The sequence below is a fragment of the Parolsenella catena genome (genome assembly GCF_003966955.1).
GTDB classification, from domain to species: domain Bacteria; phylum Actinomycetota; class Coriobacteriia; order Coriobacteriales; family Atopobiaceae; genus Parolsenella; species Parolsenella catena.
Map to the genome: position 1 here is coordinate 963,009 of NZ_AP019367.1, position 18,450 is coordinate 981,458.

Below are 18,450 nucleotides of genomic sequence, written 5' to 3' on the forward strand. Positions count from 1 at the left end.
CATCCGCGGCATATTTCTCAGACGTGCCCTACTCGGCATCCGCCGGCAGCAGGCCCATCCCGAGCTTCTTTCCCCCAAGGACGTGCATATGGAAGTGCATGACCGTCTGGCCGGCGTCAGCGCCCGCGTTGCTGATGACGCGGTAGCCGGTCTTGTCGATCCCCTCGGCCTTCACGACCTCGTCGATGGCATGCGTCATGGCGGCGAGGGTCTGGGCGGGCACGCCATCGCAGATGTTGGCGTAGTGCTTCTTTGGGATGACGAGCACGTGCGTGGGCGCCTGCGGATCGAGGTCGCGGAACGCGATGACGTCATCATCCTCGTAGACCGTGGTCGAGGGAATCTCGTGGTTGGCAATCTTGCAGAAAATGCAGTCGGACATGATGGGTCTCCTAGTTGTTGCTCGTGGCGTCAGCGGTCGTGGTGTCGGGGACCTCGACCTCGCTCGTGCTGTCGAGCAGTACCTGCACGCGCTGCTCGGCGTGGGCGAGACGGTCGCGAAGGCTGCGCAGCAGCTCGACACCGCGAGTGTAGCGCTCAAGCGCGTCCTCGAGCTCGAGGTCGCCGCTCTCAAGCTGACGAACGACACGCTCGAGCTCCACCGAGGCCTCCTTGAACGTGAGCTGGCCGACTTCTCTTTCCTTCTCTTCAAGCGCCATGGCGCCCCTCCTTTTCTCGAGACCGCGCGTGCGGTCGAACATGTACCTACTTGGAGACACCCGTCACGGCAGCCTCGAAGGAACCCTCGCCCAGGCGAACGCTCACGGCATCCCCGGGCGCAAGCGCCGACGCATTCGTCACGACATGCCCATCCGAGTCGCGCGCGATCGCGTAGCCACGCCCAAGCACCTTGAGCGGCGAGAGGGCATCGAGCGTGGCCGCGAGACTGCCCACCCTCGCCTCGTAGGGTCTCACGATGCGAGGGCCCACACCCGAAAGGCGGCTGGCAAGCGAGTCGAGCTCCCGGCCCTTGCGCTCAAGCGATCGGGGCAGCGCGTCGAGCAGGCGCTGCTCGACCTGAAGAAGGCTCGTCTCACGATCGGACACGATCGTCATGGGGTCGCTCAGGCAGTGCCTGCTCGCAAGGGACTCGACGCGAAGCGACTCGTGAGAGATTCTCGAGCTCATGGAGCGTTGCATGAGCAGCCCCTGCTGGCCGATGGCTCGGGCATGCTGCTCGAGGATAACGTCCATGGCACGAAAGAGACGCTCGCGCCTCGTGTTGATTGAGCCAACGATCTCGTCAAGGGCCGGTGCCACGCTCTCGGCTGCGCCCGTGGGCGTCGATGCCCTGCGGTCGCTCACGTCGTCAACGATGGGCCAGTCGGGCTCGTGACCGATGCCCGTGATGACAGGGACCGGGCAGGCGGCAACGGCTCGGCAGAGTGACTCGTCGCTGAAGGTCATGAGCTCCTCGTAGGAACCGCCGCCGCGCACGAGAAGGATGGCGTCGGGACGTGCGGCGGCGGCGATGCCAAGGGCTCGGATGATGTCCTCCGGGGCCCCGACGCCTTGGATCCTCGCGCCCACGACCTGGATCTCCACGAGCTTGTTGCGACGCAGCAGGGTTCGCTTGACGTCATCGATGACCTCGCCGGAGATGCTGCCTATGACGGCGACGCGCGTGCAGAAGCGAGGAATGGGCCGCTTGCGGGCAGGATCCGCGAGGCCCTCGGCCTTGAGCTTGGCACGCAGCGCCTCGACCTGCCTCTGAAGCGGCCCCTCACCGGCGACTGAGATGCGCTTGGCAATGAACGAGAGCTCACCGTTGCCGGAATAGACATCGAAGCTCCCCCACATCTCGAGCTGAAGGCCATCCTTGAGCGCAACGCCGCTCTTGGCGTAGATGCCCTTCCACACCTTCACGCTCATGACCGAGGAGTCGTCCTTGACCTCGAAGTAGCAGTGACCCGAGCGCGCGTTGGGTCCGCGGAAGCCCGTGACCTCTCCCGTGACGAGCATGGGACCGAGCTTCTTCACGCACGCGCCGGCGGCGCCGACGGCAGCAGTGACGCTCAGGGCGTCAGAGCCCCCGACGACATCCGTCACCGAACGCGCTCCCCTCGTGTCGACGCTCGTCCACGCCATCAGCGCTCTCCCCTGCGGTCTGTCTTGGAGAGATAGTAGAGCAGCTGGAGCACGGAGACGAGGGCGGCGGCCACATACGTGAGGGCCGCGGCCACGAGCACCTTCTTTGCCCCGCGCACCGCCTGCGGACCAAGGCCGCTGCGCTCCACGTAGGCAACCGCACGACGAGACGCGTCGAACTCCACGGGCAGCGTCACGATCTGGAAGATGACCGAGAAGGCAAAGAGCGCGATGGCAAAACGCGTGAGCCCGGCCGCTCCCATGGCAATGCCGAGGAAGAACACAATCATCCACGCATTGGACGTGAAGTTGACGACCGGCACGAGAGCCGAACGAATTCTCACGGGCACGTAGCCACGTGCGTGCTGAACGGCGTGACCCGCCTCGTGACAGGCCACCGCCGCACTTGCCACAGAGCCGCCCCTGAGGTTGCCTTGCGAGAGGTGAAGCACGTTGCTGCGCGGATCGTAGTTGTCCGTGAGCTCCCCACCGATTGCCTCGATGCCCACGCCCGAGACCCCCTCGTCTGCGAGCATGCGCCTCGCGACGTCCGCACCGGTGAGCGAGGAGTCGAGCGGGACCTTCGACCACTTGGCATACGTGGACTTGATGTAGCCTTGCGTGGCCATGCCAAGGATGGTGGAAACAACGATGAGGAGCAGGTACATGGGGTCATAACCCATGCCGTAGCCGTAATACATGAGACCGCCTTCCGTCAACGACTTGGAAGAGTATGTACCCACAACCGGACAGAAAGTGATCGAGCGGGGCCGTTGGGGCACGGGGCTAGAGAATCTCGACGCGCCCGTCCTTCACCGTGAGGCCACAGGAACCGGACAGGAGGCCCTCGAGCTGGCGCCCGGCGAGCTCATACCTCCAGCCCTGGGATAGCGAGGCTCCCTCCTCGCCAGACATGAAGTCAAGCAGCTCGTCTCGCGTGGCGATGAGCTGAGTGGCCACGCCGGAGCGCTCGGAGATGATGCGCAGCATAGCGTACATGAGGTCAACGACGCTCTCCTGCTCGCCCGACGGGCGCGAGCGCCTCGGCACGCTCGGGTAGTTGGACGCAGGACAGGAGAGCCCACGGGAGATGGCGTGGAGAAGGGCGGCCGAGTCCCTCTCGGAGAGCTGCTCGGTGCCGCGAATCCTACGGAGCCTTTGCTCGTCTGCGGGCGCGCGACGACAGACCTCGACGAGGACCTCGTCGGACAGGACCCACTTGCGCGGGATGTCTCGCTTGGCCGCAAGCCTCTCTCGCCAGCCGCACGCCTCGCGAGCCACCGCGAGCTGACGCCTGGTGAGCGAGCTCACGCGCTTGAGATGCTGGTAGGCAAGCATCGGGTCATGGCGATAGTGCGATGGATCAAGAAGCGCCTGCATCTCCGGAAGCACCATGGAGAGGCGGTCGCGATCCACAAGCTCGGAGCGCATCTGCTCGTAGATTCCAGGAAGGTAGCGGACGTCATCCTCGGCATACACGAGCTGCTCGGGGTCAAGCGGGCGGCGAGACCAGTCCGTAAGGCTCTCGGCCTTGGCAAGGTGGACGCCCGTGTAGGACTCCACGAGCGCGCCATATCCCAGCTGCATCCTGTGGCCAAGGAAGGCGGCGGCGAGCTGGGTATCAAACATCGGGGAAGGAACGCAGCCCATGGCGCCGTCAATGACCTCGAGGTCCTGCGAGCAGGCATGCAGGATCTTGACGATCGATGGGTCCTCGAACAGCCTCGCGATGGGCGAGAGGTCACGGATGGCGATGGGGTCAACCGCCGCGATGTCGTCTGCCGAGGTCGCGAGCTGGATGAGGCAGAGCCTGGGGCGATACGTGCGCTCGCGAAGGAACTCGGTATCGACGGCAAGCACCGGACTGGAGGACGCGCGCTCGCAGAAGCGCTCGAGCTCCTCATACGTTGAGATGAACAAGGAAGGACCTCTCAGCCCCGGGCGCAATCGCGGAATCGAGGCAAAATCGGCTACCATGGCATGCGTGCGCACACGCGCACAGACAGGAGGATACCATGCGCTGCCTCATCGCACATAATCCACGCTCGGGCTTTGGCTCCGACGCCGTCTTCGCGTTCGAGCGCGAGCTCGTCCACGCGGGCGACGAGTGCGTCCTTCGCGTCCTGGGCGAGGAATGCGACAACGAGCAGGTCCTCGCGGATGCGGAGAGCTTTGACGTCGTCGTGGTGTCTGGTGGAGACGGCACGGTCTCCAACCTTCTGTACACGCTGCGCAACCGAGATGTGGACGTCTGCGTGTTCCCCTCCGGCACGGCGAACCTGCTCTTCGCAAACATCGGCAACTCCCCCGAGCCGGCTGCGCTCGCAAGAGCCTGCAGGTGGGCCAACACCGCCGCCTGCGACCTTGGGGAGGCAAGCTGGATCGCAGACGGCGCATCCCACACGAGGGGCTTCTCTATCATGGCGGGGACCGGCTTTGACGCCGAGCTCATGAGCGCGGCAGCACCCAACAAGAAGGCCATGGGCGAGGCCGCCTACTTCATGGCCGCCCTCTCCGATCCAAGCCCGCGCGTCGTCCACTACCGCATCGAGGTTGACGGCGTCGCTCACGAGTGCGACGGCATCGCCTGTCTCGTCGCCAACAACGCCATGATCCAGCTCGACATGGAGATCGTCCCCGGCTGCACGATGGTTGACGGTCGGCTCGACGTCATCGTCCTTGAGGTGAGTCGCACCGCCGAGCTCATTCGCCCGCTGCTGTCGGGTCTTCTGGACCCCAAGGGCAAGCTGGGCAGGCCCACGCTCGAGACGTTCCGCGGAAGGTCCGTCTCCATCACCGCCTCCGAGCCCATACCCATGCAGGTCGACGGCGAGGTCATCTGCGACGCGGTAACGCACTGGGACGCCCGTGTGCTCGCAGGAGCAAACAACCTCGTGGTGGACGGCCTGAGCCGCTACGCGCCCGACGAGCCAAGGACTGCTCCGAAGCACCCCGTTGCCGCAGACCTTCCCTTCCCCGAATAGGACTCATTGAGACCCGCGCACAAAAGAGGCCCCGCCACGATTCAAGCGAAACGTGGTGGGGCCTACTCGTATGCGTAAATTGACCGGCTCGTGGGGCAAACTACTTGAGCTCGTCCGTCGAGAGGGCGATTCCCTCAAGGTACTTGCCGTACTCGGTCTTCTGGATCTTGCTCGCGAGCGAGAGGAGCTGGGCGCGGCCGATCCAGCCCTTGCGATAGGCGATCTCCTCGATGGAGGCGATCTTGGTGCCCGTGGACTGCTGGACAACGCGCACGAACTCGCCGGCGTGGAACAGGTCATCGACCGTGCGCGGGCTGAACCAGGCAAAGCCCTCGGGAAGCATCGTGGTGTAGAGCTGCTTGTGGTCGAGGTAGATCTGGTTGAGGTCCGTGATCTCGAGCTCGCCACGCGCGGAGGGCTTGAGCGTCTTGGCGTACTCGACGACCTTTTCGTCATAGACGTACAGGCCGGTGGCCACGTAGTTGGTACGGGCCTCCTCGGGCTTCTCCTCGATGTAGGAGACCTTCTTGGTGGAGGCGTCGAAGTCGATGACGGCATAGGACTCGGGGTGCTTCACCTGATAGCCAAACACCGTGGCGCCCTTCTTGCGCGTGATGGCCTCGGAGAGGTTCTGGTCAAAGCCGGAGCCGTAGAAGATACTGTCAGCGAGGATGAGCGCCACGCGGTCGCCGTCGATGAAGTCCTCGCCAATGAGAAACGCCTGGGCGATGCCATCGCGGCTCTCCTGGGCCTTGTACTGGATGTTCATGCCAAGCTGGGAGCCATCGCCAAAGTGAGCCTCGTAGGCGCCCATATCCTGCGGGTTCACGATGAACAGAACGTCGCGGATATCCGCCTTCATGAGCGTGGCGAGCGAGTAGTAGACGAGCGGCTTGTCATAGATGGGAAGCAGGTGCTTGGAGCCCGAGAACGTCATGGGGTACAGGTGCGTGCCGAAACCTCCGGCCAAAACGATGCCCTTCACTTGGATGAGCCTCCTTGGGTCGCGTGTATGCTCGTAAGAAGTATAGCGCCACAGGCGAGCTTGGCCTGCTCGCGCCGCGGCAATCGGGCGGCGTATACTTATGCGGTCTATGTACCTGAGCAAGGAGGACTCCTACATGTCCGATAGCACCAAGCCCGTACGCGTGCGCTTTGCCCCCTCTCCCACGGGCAAGCTCCACGTTGGCGGCGCGCGCACCGCAATCTTCAACTGGGCCTTCGCCCGCGCAAACAACGGCACGTTCATCCTACGCATCGACGATACCGACCCGACGCGCTCCACCGACGAGAACACCCAGATCATCCTGCGCGCCATGCGCTGGATGGGTCTCGACTGGGACGAGGGCCCGGACGTGGGCGGCGAGTTTGGCCCCTACGCCCAGACCGAGCGCCTGGACATGTACAAGGCGGCCGCCCAGAGGCTCTGGGACGAGGGCAAGGCCTATCCCTGCTTCTGCACGCCCGAGCAGCTTGCCGCAGACCGCGAGGCCGCCAAGGCACGCAAGGACCCGTTCCAGGGCTACCAGCGCCGCTGTCGCGACCTCGACCCCGACGAGGCAAGGCGTCGCATTGACGCCGGCGAGCCGTACGTCCTGCGCATCAAGGTCCCCGACGGTCGCGGTGACGTCGTCATCCACGACGCCGTCCACGGCGACGTAACCTTTGACGCCAAGGAGCTCGACGACTTCGTGATCTTCCGATCCGACGGAACCCCCACCTACAACTTCGCCACCGTCGTCGATGACGCCGCCATGGGCATCACCCACGTCATACGCGGCGACGACCACCTCTCCAACACGCCGCGCCAGGTCATGGTCTACGAGGCGCTGGGCGCCCCCGTGCCCGTCTTTGCTCACATCTCGATGATTCTGGGCGCAGACGGCAAGAAGCTCTCGAAGCGTCACGGCGCCACGAGCGTCGAGGAGTTCCGCGACGAGGGCTACCTACCCGACGCGTTCGTGAACTACCTCGCCCTTCTCGGCTGGTCGCCGGACGGCGAGACGACGATCGTGCCGCGAGACGTGCTTGCCTCGACCTTCTCGCTCGACCGAGTCTCCAAGAACCCCGCCACGTTCGACCCGGCAAAGCTCGACTGGATCAACGCCGAGTACCTCGCCAACATGAGCGACGACGAGTTCACCGACAAGATCATGGTGCCCGAGCTCGTCGAGGCCGGCCTCATGGACGAGGGCGACCACACCCGCGAGTGGCTCTGCACGCTTGCCTCCGTCGTGCGCCCTCGCACGAAGCACCTCGGTGACGTTGCCGGCATCTGCTCGATAGTCTTCGCCACGGCGGAGTCGCTCACCTACGAGGATAAGGCCGTGAGCAAGGGCCTGGCCAAGGAGGGCATGGCAGACGTGCTCGCAGCCGCCGCCTCCGCGCTCGAGGCCGTCCCGGACGGCAGCTGGAACGCCGAGGCCATCGACGGCGCGCTCGAGGTCTTGCCCGAGCAGCTCGACGTCAAGAAGCGCCTCGTCTTCCAGGCCATCCGCGCCGCCGTCTGCGGCAACCTCGTGAGCCCGCCGCTCGGCGTTGTCATCGAGCTCGTGGGCAAGGCCGACGCGCTCGCTCGCATCAAGCGCGCCCGCGGCATGGCCCTCTAGGGCGCACGTCCGCACCACGATATGCAATGGGGGTGCCCCAGGGTCTGAGACCTTGGGGCACCCCCATTTTCTTTGCAGATTGGCTTATGACCAAGCAGCGCGGTTGCCAACCGCCGGTATTACCGTTTCTTCTGAGTGCCGGCCTTCTTGACGACGAGCTTCTTGGAGCCATGCCTCTTGGGCTTGTAAGCCACTCCCCCGCGCGGGGCACGTGCGCCAGACCCGCCACGGCCGCGCAGCCGCTGCGCGCGATGGTAGATGCTCTCCCTATGGGAGCTCTTGAGGCCAATCATGGGAAGGGCCGCGAACGTGGGAAGGAAGAACGTAACGACACGCCACACGAGAAAGCCGGCCGTGGCGGAGCTGCCGAGCATGGGACCAAAGAACAGCGCAAAGCCGCCCTCTGCGCCACCCGTCCCGCCGGGCAGGGGAACGGCGGTGGAGACGAGCTGGACCATGGAGCCGGCCGCCAGACAGGTGAGGAAGTCTGCCTCGATGCCGAAGGCGTGGAGCACGAACCACGGAACCATGTAGAGAAAACCAAGCTGGGTCATGGTGATGACGAGCGTGAGCGCCATGTCCGGGATATTTGCGGCAGAACGCCTGAACGCCGAGGAGAACTGGGCCACCTGGACGTTGATCATCTCGTCCCACTTGTCATAGTTCTTGACCCAGCCATGACCGTTGGCCCAGCGCAGAAGGCCACTGCCGGCGCGCCTCACGAAGTTGGGGCACAGGCAGACGACGAACAGGCCGATGAGCTCGAGGGCATGGCCGGCAAAGACTAGCAGGTTGAGAATGACGATGTCGCCATAACTCGCGATGAAGAATCCGAGCTTGGCCCACAGCATGATGCCGGCAAACAACACGACGCCAAACTGGAACATGATGAAGCGCGTGAACTGCGTGGCCGAGGCCGCACCCACGGAAAGTCCCGCCTTCGTGAGCTGGTAGATCTGCGAGGGAAGAGCCCCCATCTGCATGGGCGTGAGGTTTCCGAAGAAGTTGCCGGACGCCTCAACGGCCATGAGGTCACGAAATCCCACCGGTGAGTCGTGGTCGAGGTAGACCGCCGTCACGTAGGCGAGCGTACCCAAAAGAAAATACAGGCAGACGCAGACGACCGCGCCCACGAGCCATCTCATCTCGACATTCGCGAACGCCGAGACAAACTCGTCGATCTGGCCGGAGAAAAACAGAAACGCCACGTAGGCGGCGAACACAAGACCGATGAACTGGGCTCCGCGCGCGGCTTGCTTCTTGTCGGGGTCAGCAGGCTTCTCCTGCGCAGAGGACGCATGCCTTCGGGCAGGAGTCCCGGCAAGCCTCGGCCTGGGAGCTCGGGCCCTGTGCGCGGACTTGGCCTTGGAGGCATCCTCGCCGCCCCCGTTCGCGGCGATATGGGTCGAGCTGTCTTCGATCTTGGCCATGAAGCTCCCGTGTCCGTGCGGCGCGCGCCGCCCAAGCTAATCTTCAAGATTTTACCGCGGACAAGGAGGGGCACATGACGTCAGGGTGCATCTGCACCGCGAACGAACATAGGGCACCCAGTCAAAAGACCAGGTGCCCCGCAGACACAAAAATCTTGGCAACCCTACTCGGTAGCCTGCTTGGCGCGCTCGACCGCCGCGACCTTGGTGCGGTATGCGGCCGCAAGGATGTCCACGCAGCCCTGACGGCCAAAGCGGGCGCGGTTGACCACGACGTCCTTCCCGGAGTGGAGCATCCACTTGCCCGCGGAGTAGCGCTTGTAGAACATCTCGCGAGCGCGCTGCATGCGCTTCACGAGCTTCTTGGCCTTCTTCTCGGTGATGCCGCGCTTGGCACGCACGATCTCCACGCGCGCGTCGAGAGGGGCCGTCACGAGCACGGAGATACGGTTGGGGTTGTCGCGAAGGATGTAGTCGGAAAGGCGCCCCTCGATGATGCAGCTCTGCGTGGAGCCCAGGTCGAGGACGACGCCCTCCATCTGCTTGAAGAGCTTGTCGGCGGCAGAGCGGGTGTCCACGCGATCGGGCAGGAAGGCAGCCACCTCAGCGGCAAGGCTCTCGTCATAGGCAGCGATCTGGTCGGTCGTCACACCGGCGCGCATGGAGGCGCGCACGAGAATCTCGTTGTCATAGAGCGGGATGCCAAGTTCCGTCGAGAGCATCTTGCCAATCTCGTGGCCCTCGGCACCAAAGTCGCGGGCAATCGTGATGACGACCGGATAGGTGCTCGTATCGGGACTGACCTGTTCGATGTTCTTGTCAGACATGGTCTCTCCTTAGGCGGCGACGACGCGGCGCTGGTAGGCGCGCACGAGCAGCGAGATGCCAAAGTTCAGCGCAAAGTACAGCAGGAAGACAAAACCATACACGAGGAGCACGTCATTGAGGCTCGTGGTCTTTGCCATGACGACCTTGGAGCAGTACATGAACTCCGCGACGTTGATGCCTGCGAGGTAAGAGCTGTCCTTGATGACCGTCGTGCACTGGCTGAACAGCGCGGGGATGATCGTCTTGAACGTCTGCGGCAGGATGATGAGGCGCATCGTGGCAAAGAACCCGAAGCCCTGCGAGCGGGCGGCCTCGAACTGGCTCACCGGGATGGAGTTGAGACCTCCGCGGACGATCTCTGCCATGACGGCCGAGGTGAAGATCGTGAACGCCATCACCGAGATGACCACGTCGTTGCCCTTGACCGTGAAGTAGATGAACAAGATCCACAGCAGGTTAGGCGTGCAGCGGAACAGCTCGATGTAGGCGCTCACGAGCCAGCGGAAGGGACGCGGCGCATACGACTTCACGAGTGCCAGGACCGTGCCGAACACGAGCGAGAAGATGATGGCAAAGAACGAGACGACGAGTGTCTTGCCAAAGCCCGCGAGCATGAAGCTCATGTTGTCTGGGGTGAACAGTTCCATGTCCTAGGCCTCCTTGGCGGTCTCGGTCGTAACGCCAGGGATGACCTTGGCACGCGGACGCTTCTTGGAACGGGCCTCGAGCCACTGGACGAGGATGGCCAGCGGGAAGCAGATGATGAAGTATAGGACGCAGGCCATGATGTAGCCCTGCAGGTAGCCGTAGGTGGAGACGAAGTTGTCCGCGTTGTACATGAGGTCTCCGCCGGCGATGAGCGCGAGCACGGACGTGTTCTTGACCAGGTTGAGCGCCTGGTTGCACAGCGGCGGCAGAATAACCTTGAACGTCTGCGGCAGCACGATGTAGACGTAGGACTGCAGGCGCGAGAAGCCCTGGGAGAGCGCCGCCTCGAACTGGCCGCGCGGAACGGACTCGATGCCCGTGCGGATGACCTCGGAGACATAGGCCGCGTGATACAGCCCCACGCCGAGCGTGCCAAGCGCAAAAGCGCTCGTGCGCACAGGATCAGCCGTGCCCAGGATGGCCTGGAGGAGCTTGGGTCCGGCCATGTACATGAAGAACACCTGCACAGGAAGCGGCGTGTTCTGGAAGAACTCGACGTACACGCGGCTGATGCCACGAAGCACGCGCGAGCGCGTGGTGGAGAACACACCGAGGATCGTGCCGAGCACGAGCGACAGCGCAAGTCCCGCAAGGACGACCTTGAGCGTAAGCGCAAAGCCCGTCCACAGGGAGTCCATCTCGGCGAAGGTCAGCGACCATCGCATCGGATCGAGGAGTCCGTCTAGCATCTCGTTCCCTTCGTAAACATATGCGAGGTCGCCCGGAAGTCAGATCCCGGGCGACCCGCCAGGGCCCTTGTTGGGGGCCAAGCAATCAACTTAGAGCAGACCCCAGGTCTGGATCTCCTCATCGATCCAGCCGTTGCTGGTGACGTCCTTCACGACGGCCTCGGTGACCTCGGAGAGGTCGGAGCCCTTCTTCGTGGCGATGCCGTAGTCCTGGGCGCCGAACTCGATCTCGGGCTGCAGAAGCTCCTTGTCGTCAGTCGTGTAGGTCTTGAGCGTCGAGCGATCCATGGCGAAGGCATCGATCTGGCCGGCGTCGAGGGCGCTGTTGATGGAGGGATAGTCGGGGTACTCATCGAACTGCGGCGTGGCGGTAAAGCCGTTGTCCTGAAGCATCTTGGTGATTTCGTCCTTGGTCGTGGAGCCCTGGGAGACGCCAATGTGCTTTCCGTCGAGGTCGTTCATCGAGGACATGGAACCCTTCTTGACGAGGATGCCCACGTGGTCGGTGCGGTACGGGTCAGTGAAGTCCCAGTCCTGCTTGCGCACGTCGGTAATCGTGTACGTGGCGCAGATGAGATCGAGCGTGTCGTTGTCAATGAGCGGGCCACGAGTCTTGGGCGTGACGTCGGTGAACTCGACGAGGTCCTTGTCCTTGGCGTCCTCATAGGAAACGTCGAAGATCTTGGCAGCAACCTGGTAGCACAGGTCAATCTCCATGCCCTCGTACTTGCCCGTGGCGGTGTCGAGCAGGCCATAGCCCATGACGTCCTTCTTGACGCCGCACTTGAGCTTGCCGCGGTCCTTGATGGTCTGGACCTTGGAGCCGGAGTCAGAGCTGGAGCTGCCGCCACAGCCGACGAGGCCGAGGCCGGCGACGGCTGCCGCCGCAACGCCCATGGATCCGACGAACTGACGACGGGAGAGACTGCGCATGGTGAAACCCCTTTCGTGTTGGTGACGCAAAGCGTATGGGAAGAACCGCCGGCGCGAGGAGCATGCCGACGAGAGGTGCCTAGCGGAGGATCTTGCTGAGGAAGAGCTTGGTGCGCTCGCTGCTCGGGTTCGTGAAGAAGTGCTCGGGCGTTCCCTCCTCGATGATCTGGCCGTCCTCGACGAAGATGACGCGGTCTGCCACCTCACGAGCAAAGCCCATCTCATGCGTGACGCACATCATCGTGATGTTCTCCTGGGCGAGCTCGACCATGACGTTCAGGACCTCTTGGACCATCTCGGGGTCAAGAGCGCTCGTGGGCTCATCGAACAGGATGATGGGCTGCCTGGTGCACAGGGCACGTGCGATGGCGACACGCTGCTGCTGGCCGCCTGAGAGGTTCTGGGGATACTCCCCCGCCTTGGCCTCGAGGCCAACGCGGCGAAGCGCCTCGAGCGCGGTCTTGGTGGCCTCCTCCTTGCTCTTCTTCTGGAGCTTGATGGGGGCAAGGGTGAGGTTGCCGAGCACCGTCATGTTCGGGTAGAGGTTGAACTGCTGGAAGACCATCGAGGAGTACTTGCGGGCCATCTCCAGGTGGTTCTTCTTCGTGAGCTCGGTGCCGTCAATCTTGATGGAGCCGCTCGTGGGCTCCTCGAGGTAGTTGACGCAACGGATGAGCGTCGACTTGCCGGAGCCGGACGGACCGATGATGACGAGCTTCTCGCCCTCCTTGACCGTGAGGTTGATGTCCTTGAGGACATGAACGTCACCGAAGTACTTGTTGAGATCGTGAATCTCGATCATGTTCTTGGCCTCGGCCATAGCACACATCCCTTTTCTCTCGACCTTACGAGGACAACTGTACGGTACGTTTTCAGCTATAGAGTTAGATAGTACCCAAATGTGACGAACTAGAAACACGTCCGCTACATGGGAGAACGTTCCCAAATGCCTGGCGATGCCACTCCAGGCCCTGCTAGTTACGAAAACGAGCCGCTTTCGCGGCCCGTCCAAAAGTTGGTAGCCCGTACCAGATTCGAACTGGTGATCTCCGCCTTGAGAGGGCGGCGTCCTGAACCGCTAGACGAACGGGCCATATGTAGAGGGACTCAGAGTGTCCCGGAGAACTCATGGTAGCCCGTACCAGATTCGAACTGGTGATCTCCGCCTTGAGAGGGCGGCGTCCTGAACCGCTAGACGAACGGGCCATGTGCTTAAACTAGACAGGCGAATGGCTGGGATGGAGGGAGTCGAACCCCCATTGACGGAACCAGAATCCGCTGTCCTGCCATTAGACGACATCCCAATTTCTCAATGCCTGTCTGCGCCTCAGCGCGAGGAAATACTATACGGAAGCGCCCTCGACAGCGCAAGTACTTTTTCAAAAAAAATTTTGCGAGATTAGAAATTTCTTCCTTTCCGCAGGTAACGTACGGCGTCATTCCGCCAGCGAGCGCGCAAGCCACGCGATGATCTCGTCATGGTCGTTGCGCAGCTCACCGGCCATCACGGCCCCGAGGGCACGAGAGAGCGCCTCGCCCACGGCAGGTCCCGGACTCATGCCACACTCCCGAATGAGGTCTCCCCCACTCACGGCAAGGTCTCGCACGCGCCAGCACAGGCCCTCCCGCTCGATCTGGCCCAGCACACGCTCGTGCTCGTTGAGCTCGTAGGCATACCCACGGCATTCCGGAGCCTTAGCGAGCGCGTCGGCGCGGCGCAGGCACAGAAGCTCGCGCATGAGCCAGATGACCTCGGAGCGCTCCCGAAGCCCACTCATGGCATCGACGGAGGCGATGAGCGAGAGCATGGAGGAGACGTTGGGCTGCGTGGGTCGGTCATGGTAGCGGACGAGGGCGACGATGGGCTGGGCGAGCTCGTGGGGGATGGCGAGACGGCGCAGAAGCGCCCTTGCCATGCGCATGCCCTCGGCGGGATGCCCGAAGAAGTGACCCTGGCCGCGGTCGTCGATCGTGAAGCAGGTGGGCTTGCCCACGTCGTGGAGCATCGCCGCCCAGCGCAGACGCTCGCTCGCCCCTTCCGAGGTGAGGCTCTCGACGCCCTCCATGACGCGCAGCGTGTGCTCGAGCACGTCATAGACGTGGTAGGGGCTGCGCTGGTCGAAGCCATCCATCGGGGCAAGCTCGGGCAGGGCGGCAAACATTACCTCACGCTGCTCGCGGATGGCCCAGCTCGCCCTGCCGGTGGCGACGATCCCCCGGAGCTCGGAGCCGATGCGCTCCTGCGCCACTCGGTCAAGCGTGGGGGCAGCGGCCTCAAGGGCGGCTTGCGTCCCCGACTCGATTAAAAAGCCGAGACGGCAGGCAAACCGCACGGCCCTCAGGATGCGCAGCGCATCCTCCTCGAAGCGTCGTGCGGGATCGCCCACGGCACGGATGAGGCCGGCCGCGAGGTCTTCATTGCCTCCAAAGGGATCGAGAAGCCCACGGTCGGGATGCCAAGCCATGGCGTTGACGGTGAAGTCCCGACGCGCGAGGTCCTCGCGAACGTCCCTAACGAATGTCACGGAGTCCGGGTGGCGGGAGTCTGAGTAGTCGCCGTCGATGCGGTAGGTCGTGACCTCAACGGGCTGGCCGCACACGATGGCCGTGACGGTACCGTGCTTGATGCCCGTCTCGTGTACCTCAACGCCCGCAGCCTCGAACGCAGCCTCGCTCTGCTGCCATGTGGCGTCCGTGCAGACGTCGACGTCGTGGGCGGGGCATCCGCGCAGGGCGTCGCGCACCCAGCCGCCCACGACCCACGCCTCGTGCCCGGCGGCCTCAAGGACCGCAAGCGCGCGAAGCGCATGGGTCGGGGCGAGGTCACGCGATATGAAGGCAGCTGGCATGGATATCCCTTTCACGTTTGAGCAACGTGAAAAGTATACCGTGACGACCTTTTGCGAGAGAGAGCGTAAGCCCGGACCACACGGCCGGCCGCGCGCCGCCTGCCCCTAGCGCGTGTCGGCCGTGGCGACGACGTCCACGCCCGTGCCGCAGACATCGCGCACCACGACGTCACCGCGACGCACCGAGGCCGACATTTGCTCTGCCGCCCGCTTTGCGGCCGCGGTGACGTCTCCCACGAGCTCGCGCGGCACGGGACCTGCGGTCTTCACGGGAAGTGGCGTGGCCACGCCGGGGACGAAGACCGTCGTGGTGACGACGCGCTGCGGGCTGATTGCCTCGGCGGGCCCGTACCTCTTGCCTCTCGCGCAGCCAGCGCCGGACAGGTAGGTCGCCTGCGCCGCGGAGGTCCGCTCCACCTCGAGCTCGCAGCCAACGGGGCAGCAGACGCAGGTGAGCGTTAGCTTCTCGGAATGGCACATGCTCAGGCATCTCCCCTCTTCTGACTTGCGCTCGCGACGCGCACGACGACCCTTGAGGCCACGAGCGCCGCCTCGGGCGAGACGGTGACCTCGAGGCGCTCCATCTCCGCCGGCAGCACGACGCGTGCCCTGCGGGACCTGAGGGTCATCTCCCCGCCGTCCGCAAGCTCTGCCACGGCCTCAAGGGATACATCCCGGGCAACGTCAGAGACCCTGAAGGAGAGCGTAACGGGGCACCCGCCCCCATGCAAACGCTGCGGCACCACATAGCGGACCCCCGGCCCCGGCTCGACGGGAACGACGGGGTCCGAGCTCGCGACGCGCCCCGAGCGAGCGCTTGAGGCGCCTGCGGCACCCGCGGCGTCTCCCTCGGCCGCCGCAAGGTCTGCGAGGTCGTGGACGTGCAGCGCGTTTCCACAGGCAAAGACGCCCGGAATGCTCGTCTCGAGACGGTCGTCGACGAGGGCGCCTTCCGTCACGGGGCTCAGGGCAACGCCCGCCTCGCGAGCAAGCTCGTTCTCGGGGATGAGCCCGCACGAGAGCACGAGCGTGTCACAGGCGACGTTTTGCTCCGTGCCCTCGATTGCGCGCCTCGTGGCGGGGTCGACGGCGGCGATGTCCACCGACTCGAGGCGCCCCGCCCCATGGGTGGCGACGACGGTGTGGGACAGGTGAAGGGGAATGCCAAAGTCATCAAGGCACTGCACGATGTTTCTCTTGAGTCCGCTCGGGTGGTCGAGAAGCTCGTAGACGCCCTCGACCTCCATGCCCTCGAGCGTCATGCGGCGCGCCATGATGAGACCGATGTCACCGGAGCCGAGGATGACGGCACGGCGCCCCGGCAAACAGCCATGCAGGTTGATGAGCGCCTGGGCAGACCCTGCCGTGTAGATTCCCGAGGGGCGGTCGCCAGCGATGCCGAGCGCGCCAAAGCCGCGCTCCCGAGACCCGCACGCGAGGACCACGGACCTCGCCCGAACGAAGCGAGCGCCTCCGGGGCACACGACCTCAAGCTCGTGGAGGACACCGGGATGCAGCGCGAGCACGCTCGAGGAGGACCAGACGTCAACGCCGTCGAGCAGAGCCGCCTCGCGCGAGGCAAACTCCGGACCGGTGAGCTCCTCTGAGAAGCGCTTGAGGCCAAAGCCGTTGTGAATGCACTGGCGCATGATGCCGCCGAGGGACGCCTCGCGGTCGATGAGCGCAACACTCGCGCCCGCCGCACGCGCCGACGCGGCCGCGGCCATGCCGGCGGCGCCGCCGCCCACAACGACGACGTCATATACCTGCGCGGGCTCGGGGACGTCAACCGCCGCCTCATCGCAAGCCGCAGCGGCAAGCCTCGCATAGCCCGGACGCGAGCGCGAGACAATCCAGGAGCCACGGAGGCGCTTCTCGACCCGAGACGGCTCGACGCCAAGCTCGCGCGACACGATGCGCAGCAGCTCGGGCGTGCAGAAGCCGCCGTGGCACCGCCCCATGGTGGCACCGGTACGCCACTTGAGCGCGTCGAGGCACAGCACGGGCAGCGTCCCATGGAGCTCGCGCACGACCTCATGCTCGCTCACAGGCGAGCAGCGGCACACGACGTGGCCCCATGCCGGGTCCTCCCGCATGGCACGGGTGCGCTGGTCCGCGTCCATGCGTGCGAGGCGCCTTTTGGGCGCGCGCCGCGGCTCGAAGTCCGGGCGGGCACCGAGGTTCAGACGCCGCGCCACGCGCCGCGCGATGTCGACGGCGACCGCAGGGGCGCTCGTGAGGCCCGGCGACTCGAGGCAGGCAACGTCAAAGAAGCCGGGGGCGTCATCCGGCTCGCCGATGACGAAGTCATGTCCCGCGCCCTTGGCTCGCACGCCCGCGAAGTTCGTGATGACGCCCCGCGAGCTCGCCTGCGGCCACGTCCTGCGCGCCCCCTCGAGAATCGCCGTGAGGCCACGGCGGGACGTGGCCACCGAGTCCGCGTCCGCCTGCGGCTCCGCGCTCGGGCCTACGAAGAGGTTGCCGTGCACCGTGGGGCTCACGAGCACGCCCTTGCCGGCCGTCGTGGGCACCTGGAAAATCGTCCTGGAGAACGTGGGGCCGAGCGTGGGGTCATAGAGCAGGTAGTCACCGCGAACGGGGATGATCTGGAGCTTGCGGGCGCACACGAGGTTGTGGAGCTCGGCCGAGTGGACCCCCGCCGCGTTCACGACCGCGCGGGCACACACGCGGCCTCCGCCCGCAAGCCCGATGACGTAGCCGCCGCGCACGCGCTCAAGCGAGGTCACGCGCGCGTCAAAGGCCACCTCGGCACCGTTTTGCACGGCGTTCTCGAGGGCGGTGAGGGCAACCTCGTATGGGTCGCAGATGCCGCCGGTGCGAACCCGCAGCGCGCAGGTGACCTCGGCTGACAGGTTGGGCTCGAGACGACGCGCCTCCTCGCCGTCTATGACGGAGAGGCCCTCAACGCCATTCTCGGCCCCGCGAAGGGAGAGGGCGACAAGCGCGCGCTCGTCCCGTTCGTCAAAGCCGACAACAAGCGACTCGTTTCTCACGTAGGAGAAGCCAAGCTCTGCCGCCCACATAGGATAGAGCCTCGAGCCCTCCACGTTGTACCTGGCCTTGAGCGTGCCGGGCTCGGGGTCGTAACCCGCGTGCACTATCCCCGAGTTTGCCCTCGTGGCGCCACAGGCGATGTCGTCGCCGGCCTCGAGCACGAGAAGCGAGCCGCTCGTGCGTGCCAGCTCGCGGGCGCAGCAGCAGCCAGCGACGCCGGCGCCAATGATGGCGACATCATACGCGCCGCGGGCAATCCCGGGGCAGGCTATGCCAAGGGACGGGGTAGCGTCTTCGCTCATGGTCTCTCCCATCGA

At 64.7% G+C, this 18,450-nt stretch carries 17 protein-coding genes and 3 tRNA genes; 2 read left to right on the plus strand and 18 right to left on the minus strand.

The genetic code is table 11. The features are described 5' to 3' along the window. Positions 1 to 28: 28 nt before the first annotated feature. The 5 genes from Pcatena_RS04445 to rnd all read right to left on the minus strand — a co-directional run bounded on the left by Pcatena_RS04445 (position 29) and on the right by rnd (position 4,008). Complete coding sequence (locus Pcatena_RS04445) at positions 29 to 382, minus strand: histidine triad nucleotide-binding protein (protein ID WP_126421993.1); 354 nt, start codon at positions 380 to 382, stop codon at positions 29 to 31. A 10-nt stretch (positions 383 to 392) separates the two neighbouring features. After that, entirely contained in the window at positions 393 to 659 is a 267-nt protein-coding gene (gene xseB, locus Pcatena_RS04450; RefSeq protein ID WP_172596374.1) for an exodeoxyribonuclease VII small subunit, read from the minus strand. Between the two features lie 46 nt (positions 660 to 705). After that, complete coding sequence (xseA, locus tag Pcatena_RS04455) at positions 706 to 2,088, minus strand: exodeoxyribonuclease VII large subunit (protein WP_126421997.1); 1,383 nt, start codon at positions 2,086 to 2,088, stop codon at positions 706 to 708. Then, positions 2,088 to 2,789, minus strand: a complete 702-nt coding sequence (locus tag Pcatena_RS04460; protein WP_126421999.1) for a zinc metallopeptidase — start codon at positions 2,787 to 2,789, stop codon at positions 2,088 to 2,090. The genes xseA and Pcatena_RS04460 overlap by 1 nt, the downstream gene beginning before the upstream one ends. A gap of 85 nt (positions 2,790 to 2,874) precedes the next feature. Continuing rightward, a complete protein-coding gene (gene rnd / locus Pcatena_RS04465) occupies positions 2,875 to 4,008 on the minus strand; it encodes a ribonuclease D (protein WP_126422001.1) in 1,134 nt (377 codons plus the stop codon). A gap of 95 nt (positions 4,009 to 4,103) precedes the next feature. On the opposite strand from rnd, the gene Pcatena_RS04470 reads away from it, so the two are divergent. Further along, the gene (locus tag Pcatena_RS04470; RefSeq protein WP_126422003.1) at positions 4,104 to 5,072 is read left to right on the plus strand and encodes a diacylglycerol/lipid kinase family protein; all 969 of its coding nucleotides are present in this window, start codon (positions 4,104 to 4,106) and stop codon (positions 5,070 to 5,072) included. A gap of 100 nt (positions 5,073 to 5,172) precedes the next feature. On the opposite strand, the gene rfbA is transcribed toward Pcatena_RS04470, so the two are convergent. Then, the gene (gene rfbA / locus Pcatena_RS04475; protein ID WP_126422005.1) at positions 5,173 to 6,057 is read right to left on the minus strand and encodes a glucose-1-phosphate thymidylyltransferase RfbA; all 885 of its coding nucleotides are present in this window, start codon (positions 6,055 to 6,057) and stop codon (positions 5,173 to 5,175) included. Between the two features lie 136 nt (positions 6,058 to 6,193). Between rfbA and gltX the strand changes: the two genes are divergently transcribed. Continuing rightward, the gene (gene gltX, locus Pcatena_RS04480; protein ID WP_126422007.1) at positions 6,194 to 7,681 is read left to right on the plus strand and encodes a glutamate--tRNA ligase; all 1,488 of its coding nucleotides are present in this window, start codon (positions 6,194 to 6,196) and stop codon (positions 7,679 to 7,681) included. A gap of 119 nt (positions 7,682 to 7,800) precedes the next feature. On the opposite strand, the gene Pcatena_RS04485 is transcribed toward gltX, so the two are convergent. The 12 genes from Pcatena_RS04485 to Pcatena_RS08290 form a co-directional block, all read right to left on the minus strand. Continuing rightward, positions 7,801 to 9,111, minus strand: a complete 1,311-nt coding sequence (locus Pcatena_RS04485) for a lysylphosphatidylglycerol synthase transmembrane domain-containing protein (protein WP_126422009.1) — start codon at positions 9,109 to 9,111, stop codon at positions 7,801 to 7,803. 164 nt (positions 9,112 to 9,275) lie between these two features. After that, positions 9,276 to 9,938 (minus strand): cytidylate kinase-like family protein, encoded by a 663-nt coding sequence (locus Pcatena_RS04490; protein ID WP_126422011.1) that lies wholly within the window; start codon positions 9,936 to 9,938, stop codon positions 9,276 to 9,278. A 9-nt stretch (positions 9,939 to 9,947) separates the two neighbouring features. Continuing rightward, positions 9,948 to 10,586 (minus strand): amino acid ABC transporter permease, encoded by a 639-nt coding sequence (locus Pcatena_RS04495; protein WP_126422013.1) that lies wholly within the window; start codon positions 10,584 to 10,586, stop codon positions 9,948 to 9,950. A gap of 3 nt (positions 10,587 to 10,589) precedes the next feature. Then, complete coding sequence (locus tag Pcatena_RS04500; protein WP_126422015.1) at positions 10,590 to 11,336, minus strand: amino acid ABC transporter permease; 747 nt, start codon at positions 11,334 to 11,336, stop codon at positions 10,590 to 10,592. Positions 11,337 to 11,426: 90 nt separating this feature from the next. Further along, complete coding sequence (locus Pcatena_RS04505) at positions 11,427 to 12,269, minus strand: transporter substrate-binding domain-containing protein (protein WP_126422017.1); 843 nt, start codon at positions 12,267 to 12,269, stop codon at positions 11,427 to 11,429. A gap of 79 nt (positions 12,270 to 12,348) precedes the next feature. Then, a complete protein-coding gene (locus tag Pcatena_RS04510) occupies positions 12,349 to 13,089 on the minus strand; it encodes an amino acid ABC transporter ATP-binding protein (RefSeq protein WP_126422019.1) in 741 nt (246 codons plus the stop codon). 196 nt (positions 13,090 to 13,285) lie between these two features. Next, positions 13,286 to 13,362, minus strand: a tRNA-Glu gene (locus Pcatena_RS04515). Between the two features lie 36 nt (positions 13,363 to 13,398). Further along, positions 13,399 to 13,475 (minus strand) — tRNA-Glu (locus Pcatena_RS04520). A 24-nt stretch (positions 13,476 to 13,499) separates the two neighbouring features. Beyond that, positions 13,500 to 13,573 (minus strand) — tRNA-Gln (locus tag Pcatena_RS04525). A gap of 132 nt (positions 13,574 to 13,705) precedes the next feature. Beyond that, positions 13,706 to 15,118: a CCA tRNA nucleotidyltransferase gene (locus Pcatena_RS04530; RefSeq protein WP_126422022.1), complete on the minus strand. Its 1,413-nt coding sequence runs from the start codon at positions 15,116 to 15,118 to the stop codon at positions 13,706 to 13,708. A 105-nt stretch (positions 15,119 to 15,223) separates the two neighbouring features. Next, entirely contained in the window at positions 15,224 to 15,598 is a 375-nt protein-coding gene (locus Pcatena_RS04535) for a DUF1667 domain-containing protein (protein WP_126422025.1), read from the minus strand. 2 nt (positions 15,599 to 15,600) lie between these two features. Further along, a complete protein-coding gene (locus tag Pcatena_RS08290; RefSeq protein WP_172596375.1) occupies positions 15,601 to 18,435 on the minus strand; it encodes an NAD(P)/FAD-dependent oxidoreductase in 2,835 nt (944 codons plus the stop codon). Between the last annotated feature and the right edge of the window lie 15 nt (positions 18,436 to 18,450).

Coding starts and splice junctions, on each gene's coding strand:
- Pcatena_RS04445 (WP_126421993.1), bottom strand. CDS start 382: ATGTCCGACTGCATTTTCTGCAAGATTGCCAACCACGAGATTCCCTCG.
- xseB (WP_172596374.1), bottom strand. CDS start 659: ATGGCGCTTGAAGAGAAGGAAAGAGAAGTCGGCCAGCTCACGTTCAAG.
- xseA (WP_126421997.1), bottom strand. CDS start 2,088: ATGGCGTGGACGAGCGTCGACACGAGGGGAGCGCGTTCGGTGACGGAT.
- Pcatena_RS04460 (WP_126421999.1), bottom strand. CDS start 2,789: ATGTATTACGGCTACGGCATGGGTTATGACCCCATGTACCTGCTCCTC.
- Pcatena_RS04470 (WP_126422003.1), top strand. CDS start 4,104: ATGCGCTGCCTCATCGCACATAATCCACGCTCGGGCTTTGGCTCCGAC.
- gltX (WP_126422007.1), top strand. CDS start 6,194: ATGTCCGATAGCACCAAGCCCGTACGCGTGCGCTTTGCCCCCTCTCCC.
- Pcatena_RS04485 (WP_126422009.1), bottom strand. CDS start 9,111: ATGGCCAAGATCGAAGACAGCTCGACCCATATCGCCGCGAACGGGGGC.
- Pcatena_RS04490 (WP_126422011.1), bottom strand. CDS start 9,938: ATGTCTGACAAGAACATCGAACAGGTCAGTCCCGATACGAGCACCTAT.
- Pcatena_RS04495 (WP_126422013.1), bottom strand. CDS start 10,586: ATGGAACTGTTCACCCCAGACAACATGAGCTTCATGCTCGCGGGCTTT.
- Pcatena_RS04500 (WP_126422015.1), bottom strand. CDS start 11,336: ATGCTAGACGGACTCCTCGATCCGATGCGATGGTCGCTGACCTTCGCC.
- Pcatena_RS04505 (WP_126422017.1), bottom strand. CDS start 12,269: ATGCGCAGTCTCTCCCGTCGTCAGTTCGTCGGATCCATGGGCGTTGCG.
- Pcatena_RS04510 (WP_126422019.1), bottom strand. CDS start 13,089: ATGGCCGAGGCCAAGAACATGATCGAGATTCACGATCTCAACAAGTAC.
- Pcatena_RS04530 (WP_126422022.1), bottom strand. CDS start 15,118: ATGCCAGCTGCCTTCATATCGCGTGACCTCGCCCCGACCCATGCGCTT.
- Pcatena_RS04535 (WP_126422025.1), bottom strand. CDS start 15,598: ATGTGCCATTCCGAGAAGCTAACGCTCACCTGCGTCTGCTGCCCCGTT.
- Pcatena_RS08290 (WP_172596375.1), bottom strand. CDS start 18,435: ATGAGCGAAGACGCTACCCCGTCCCTTGGCATAGCCTGCCCCGGGATT.